Below are 4,988 nucleotides of genomic sequence, written 5' to 3'. Positions count from 1 at the left end.
GCGATTCACTGTCGGCCATGCGCCTGATCGCCGCGGTCAACAAGACGTTGGATGCCCAGCTGGCGGTGCGCACCGTGTTACAAGCACCGTCGGTGCGAAGCCTCAGTCAGCAGTTGGGCAAACACGACAGCGCGGTGGAAGTACCCCCGGTGGAGGTCCTCAAGCAAGGGACCGGTATTCCGCTGTGCTGCATCCACGAAGGGTCTGGGCTGAGCTTCTACTATCGGCCATTGAGCGAATATGTGGATGGCCCGATTATCGGAATCAACGAAATCCCCCAATTCGGCGAAGCTGAACCCGACTCGATTCAGAGCATGGCGAAAAACTATGCCGACCGGCTCCAAGCCCACTACCCGGTCGGGCCCTACCAGCTTCTCGGCTGGTCTTTCGGCGGCATCGTCGCCCACGAACTGGCCGTCGAGCTTCGCCGCCGCGGATGTGTGGTCCAACGACTCGTCCTCTTAGACCCTGGGCACAGCGGCACCAGCACCGTAGGAAACGAAGCTTTAGATGAACGACAAGTCGAGACCTACATCTTGGACCAGTTCTTGCGATCTCATGGCATAGATTTTCCCGAACAGTCGACACCTCTTACCTACGGGCAGGCACAGGAGATAATTCAGCACCACCCAGAAGTCGTTCTTCCACCGAGGAAGCTCTTTGAGTTCATGGTTAAGTGTGGGCATGCTAACCAGTTCTATCGGCAAGATCACGTTCCTGAGGTGTTTGACGGCGATGTGGTGATATTCGCCGCGCAAAGTGAAGATGGAAACGATTCGTCCCAGCGACAATATTGGCGACCTTACGTGGCTGGCGACATTACCGTGTATCCGGTCGACTGCGCACATCATGAGATGATGACCGCCGAGTCCCTCAGTATGTATGCTGAGCAACTCAAACTTTCATTAGAAGATTAAGATGCCGTTGCAGTGAAGCATTTCCGGTAGCAGGCCGCCTGGGAAACGATCATTAGCCTGCCCGGTCTTCGCCAACCTGCCCCGGATCGTATGCGGGACGATGTGTGGTTCGGTCGACGGCACGTTCGAACTGCCGCTAGGCGGCATCCGAAATGGGCGGCGATCTCACGCTTGAGGCCCCTTGGCTCCAGCTTTCAGTTCTCACCCCGCTCGGCCAGCCTGACCGCCGCGCGGCGTAGCGACCGTAAATGTCCTTGTACAATAAGCGATCTGGTGGCAGCATCACGCCATGCAGGAGTGGTCTTGGTGCTTGCCGCACGCCACCCCACCGTCGACGTCGATAACGTTAGGCACGTAATCGGCTAGCTCCTGATCTGCATCTGCGGCTGCGGTATCGGCCCTACGCGCGGATTCTCTTGCGGCGCAGTACTTTCAGTGCTCCGCATGGCCACGCGGTAACTGGACGCCGCAAATTACACAGCACAATAAAGAGATTAAGCTGGATCTGTTGTGCGACTGCGTCGAGGGATTGACGATACTAGTACTAAAGTGCTGAATTCTGCTGCTGTGGAAGGTTATTGGTCAGGTGGTGTCTGCGAGATCGCTTTGTCGGTGCGCTGGGGTCAGAAGTGCTGATCCGCTCGAGCGGCAGCGACGCCGACTAGGTTAGGCGGTATCCGGGACCCCCGGTGTCGGTTGATCAGCGACAAGTTCTGCTGCGGTGGCATCACGGTCGCCGACGGTTTCGGGCAGTGCGGCGGCAGCCCACCTGCGCTTGAGACGAGCTTTCAGAGACATCGCGCGCTTTTCCACCATGAACCAGCTCAGCGCGGCCAGCGGCAGCGTGGCGATTGTCGAAGGGACAAAGAACACCAACGGATTCAGCTTGATTAGGCCACAGATGATCAGCAACTGCTGAACCGGAAATCCGTAGATGTAGACGCCGTATGACAGATCCGTCCGTAATCTCAAGCGCCTGTTGTGGATCAGGGCGCCCGAAACGATGACGGCATACGCCAGCGGAACGGCGGCGACCACCCGGTAATCAGGCAGCAAGCCGGCCGCTAAAACGATGACCACGCTCACCGCCACCAGCGACCACCGAGCCGGAATCACGTCTCGCAAGTGATACAGGAGCGCTCCAGCGGCGAACATGATGGCGCAGCGCACCGCAAGCTGCGGGATAGTCGCTGGGCCGGGGATTACGCGAGGCGGCAAAGCCATCGCCCCAAACATGGCCAGCAGCAACGCCAGTGCAGGAAGCCACCGCCGACGGGCAAGTCCCACTACGCCAAGGCCAGCAACAGCGAGGTAGCACATCACCTCATAGATGAGCGACCACAAAGAATCGTCCCAGAAGCCCGGCACAGGGATTCCGCGTGGTGTTCCGCCGATATCGGGACGAACATAGGCCACTGCGCTGTTTTCCAAGACGTACTGGATCGGCCCGGTGGACTGCAGCAGCTTTGCGGCCGAGCCACCCTGAATCACCACTCCGATTGGCGCGATGACAAACGCGGTCACCACCAGGCAGACATAGAGCCCAGGGAGGATGCGAAGGGCTCGAGCAAGCAGATAGTCACGAACTCGCGGGTGGCTGAGCCAACTCGCGGCAATGAGGAACCCTGAGATCGCAAAGAACCCGTCAACCCCTATAGAGAAAAGTAGCTGACGAACCGCCACGGGCGGCATGTGGCCGGTGAGGTAGAACGAGTGCCACAGGATTACCTCGGCTGCCAAAGCGAGCCGAAACGCGTTCAGTGCATTATTCCGCGGATCAAAGACCTCCCCGAGTTTCATCCGCCCCGCCCGTCGTCCGCACCTCCCGCTGTGGGCGCGATCGTATCGTCACGGAACGCCAAAAAGAGCGGATTCGCTTTACCGCCAACGATCGGCAGCCGCAGATTCGAACGATTCACCGAACAATGCCGCGCAGCGCCCGTTTCCTATAGGCTAGCCGGCTAATGGCAGCTAGCGATGGAGACCGGGCACTTCCTAACTGCACGACGGAGCGCGCGGAACCAGCGACCTCGATGCCCGTCGAACGAGTGACCGCGATGCCCGTCGAACGGACGACGGTGCACCGTACGAGAAAATACGTCCCGACTTCGCTGTCGTCTCGCGGGTTCGTCGCCGTGATTATCGCGATCGGCGGCATGCAGCTGATGGCGTCGATGGACGGACCCGTCGCGATCTTCGCGCTTCCTAAGATCCAGAACCAGCTGGGCCTGTCGGATGCCGGGCGCAGCTGGGTGATCACCGCCTACCTGCTGACCTTTGGTGGCCTCATACTGCTGGGCGGCCGCATCGGTGACACCGTCGGCCGTAAGCGCACCTTCATCATCGGGGTCGCCCTGTTCACCATCGCCTCCATCATCTGCGGGATCGCCTGGAACGGGGTCACTCTCGTATTGGCCCGGCTGCTGCACGGCATGGCCGCCGCGATCATCGCACCTACCTGTTTGGCGCTGGTGGCGACCACGTTCCCGAAGGGGCCTACGCGAAACGGTGCGATGGCGGTGTTCGGGGCGACGTCCAGTGTCGGGTTGGTGATGGGTCTGGTCGTGGGCGGGGCGCTGACCGATGTGTCGTGGCGGCTGGCGTTTTTGGTGAACGTGCCGATCGGGCTACTGGTGCTCTACCTGGCCCGTACCACGCTGCAGGAAACCGAGAAGGAAGGGATGAAGCTCGATGCCGCAGGCGCCGTGCTGGCAACCCTGGGTTGTACCGCCGCGGTTTTCGGCATGTCGATGGGGCCGGAGAAAGGCTGGCAGTCGGCCACCACGATCGGTTCAGGTCTGGTGGCACTGACCGCTTTCCTGGCGTTCGCCGTGGTGGAGCGCACCGCCGAGAACCCCATCGTGCCGTTCAATCTGTTCTTCGACCGCAACCGGCTGGCCACGCTCGCGGCCATGTTCTTGTCGGGTGGGGTGATGTTCACCCTGATTGTGCTGGTCGCCCTGTACGTGCAGAACATCATGGGCTACAGCCCTCTGCGCGCGGGCGTCGCCTTCATCCCGTTCGCCATCGCGACGGCCATTGGGCTCGGCGCGTCTTCGCGGCTGGTGTCGTGGTTCCCGCCGCGGCCAGTGGTGATCATCGGCGCAATCCTGGTCCTGGGCGCGATGCTGTATGGCTCCACGCTCAACCGCGGCATCCCTTACTTCCCGAACCTGGTGGTTCCGATCGTCGTCGGCGGTATCGGTCTCGGCCTGATCAACGTCCCGCTCGGTCTAGCGGTCATCGCCAGCGTCGGCCCCGACCGGATCGGGCCTACATCCGCAATAGCAGTGATGCTTCAGAGTCTCGGCGGGCCGGTGGTGTTGGTTGCCATTCAGGTCGTCATCACGTTGCGCACGCTTCATCTTGGTGGCACCACAGGGCCGATAAAGTTTATGAATGCCGCCCAGTTGGATGCGCTGGACCACGGTTTCACCTACGGCTTGCTATGGCTGGCAGCCGTCGTCATCCTGGTTGGTGGGACGGCGCTTCTCATTGGCTACAGCGCGCGGCAGGTGGCGCAGGCGCAGGAAATAAAGAACGCCTTCGACATCGGAGAACCGTAGTTCTTCGCTAGAGTCCCGGCACGAGATCGCGCTCAGCGACGACGCTTTCGACACTTCAGCATCCGCCGAGGAGCAGAAGGCGTGATTTAGGCTGCAGCGCAGGTACGTCGCCTCCTGTCAAACGTGCTGTTCTGTAAAGCAATTCGGCGATCTTTTGGCCAGCGAGAGATCGGCATACGGTTCTTTGGGCGTGTTGGAGGTGCATGACGAGCGGCACGCACCGGCCGGTGTGTGAGAATCTCTTTGTCAGGCGGCGACGGATCGCCTCAATCTGCCGCTCCTACTACAGAATTCACGCGAAGCGTTGATCGACAGCACTCCAGCCCGTCACCGCTGCAAGGTTCGGCCGGATCTTCTCCCGGCCCGCTCGGGTAGGGACGCCAAGAAGGCATCCATTTGCCGCGCGGCCTGCGGGCTACGTCCCCGGATACCCGCCGACGTGGAATAGCCGCGCCCCGACGCATCGGCCCGGACGGGTTCGTCACCTTGATCATCGACCTCACCC

At 60.9% G+C, this 4,988-nt stretch carries 3 protein-coding genes; 2 read left to right on the top strand and 1 reads right to left on the bottom strand.

Annotated elements, in window-relative coordinates; translation table 11 throughout:
• Nucleotides 1-917, top strand: a 917-nt coding sequence (locus ACFE99_RS22740) for a thioesterase domain-containing protein (protein WP_375488802.1), incomplete at its 5' end; no start/stop codon positions are given.
• Nucleotides 918-1,583: 666 nt separating this feature from the next.
• On the opposite strand, the gene ACFE99_RS22735 is transcribed toward ACFE99_RS22740, so the two are convergent.
• Nucleotides 1,584-2,717, bottom strand: coding sequence for an acyltransferase family protein (locus tag ACFE99_RS22735; RefSeq protein ID WP_375488800.1), 1,134 nt, complete (start codon nt 2,715-2,717; stop codon nt 1,584-1,586).
• Between the two features lie 257 nt (nt 2,718-2,974).
• Here ACFE99_RS22735 and ACFE99_RS22730 point away from each other — a divergent pair, with 257 nt between their 5' ends.
• Nucleotides 2,975-4,483: an MFS transporter gene (locus tag ACFE99_RS22730; protein ID WP_375488797.1), complete on the top strand. Its 1,509-nt coding sequence runs from the start codon at nt 2,975-2,977 to the stop codon at nt 4,481-4,483.
• The last annotated feature ends 505 nt before the right edge of the window (nt 4,484-4,988 follow it).

The sequence above is a fragment of the uncultured Mycobacterium sp. genome, from assembly GCF_964249325.1.
Lineage (GTDB): Bacteria > Actinomycetota > Actinomycetes > Mycobacteriales > Mycobacteriaceae > Mycobacterium.
Note: the sequence above shows the minus strand (reverse complement) of the source record. Positions and strands in the feature narration are given on the sequence as shown.

Excerpts from the sequence above, each read along its gene's own strand:
- ACFE99_RS22735 (WP_375488800.1), bottom strand. The coding sequence starts at position 2,717 with ATGAAACTCGGGGAGGTCTTTGATCCGCGGAATAATGCACTGAACGCG.
- ACFE99_RS22730 (WP_375488797.1), top strand. The coding sequence starts at position 2,975 with ATGCCCGTCGAACGGACGACGGTGCACCGTACGAGAAAATACGTCCCG.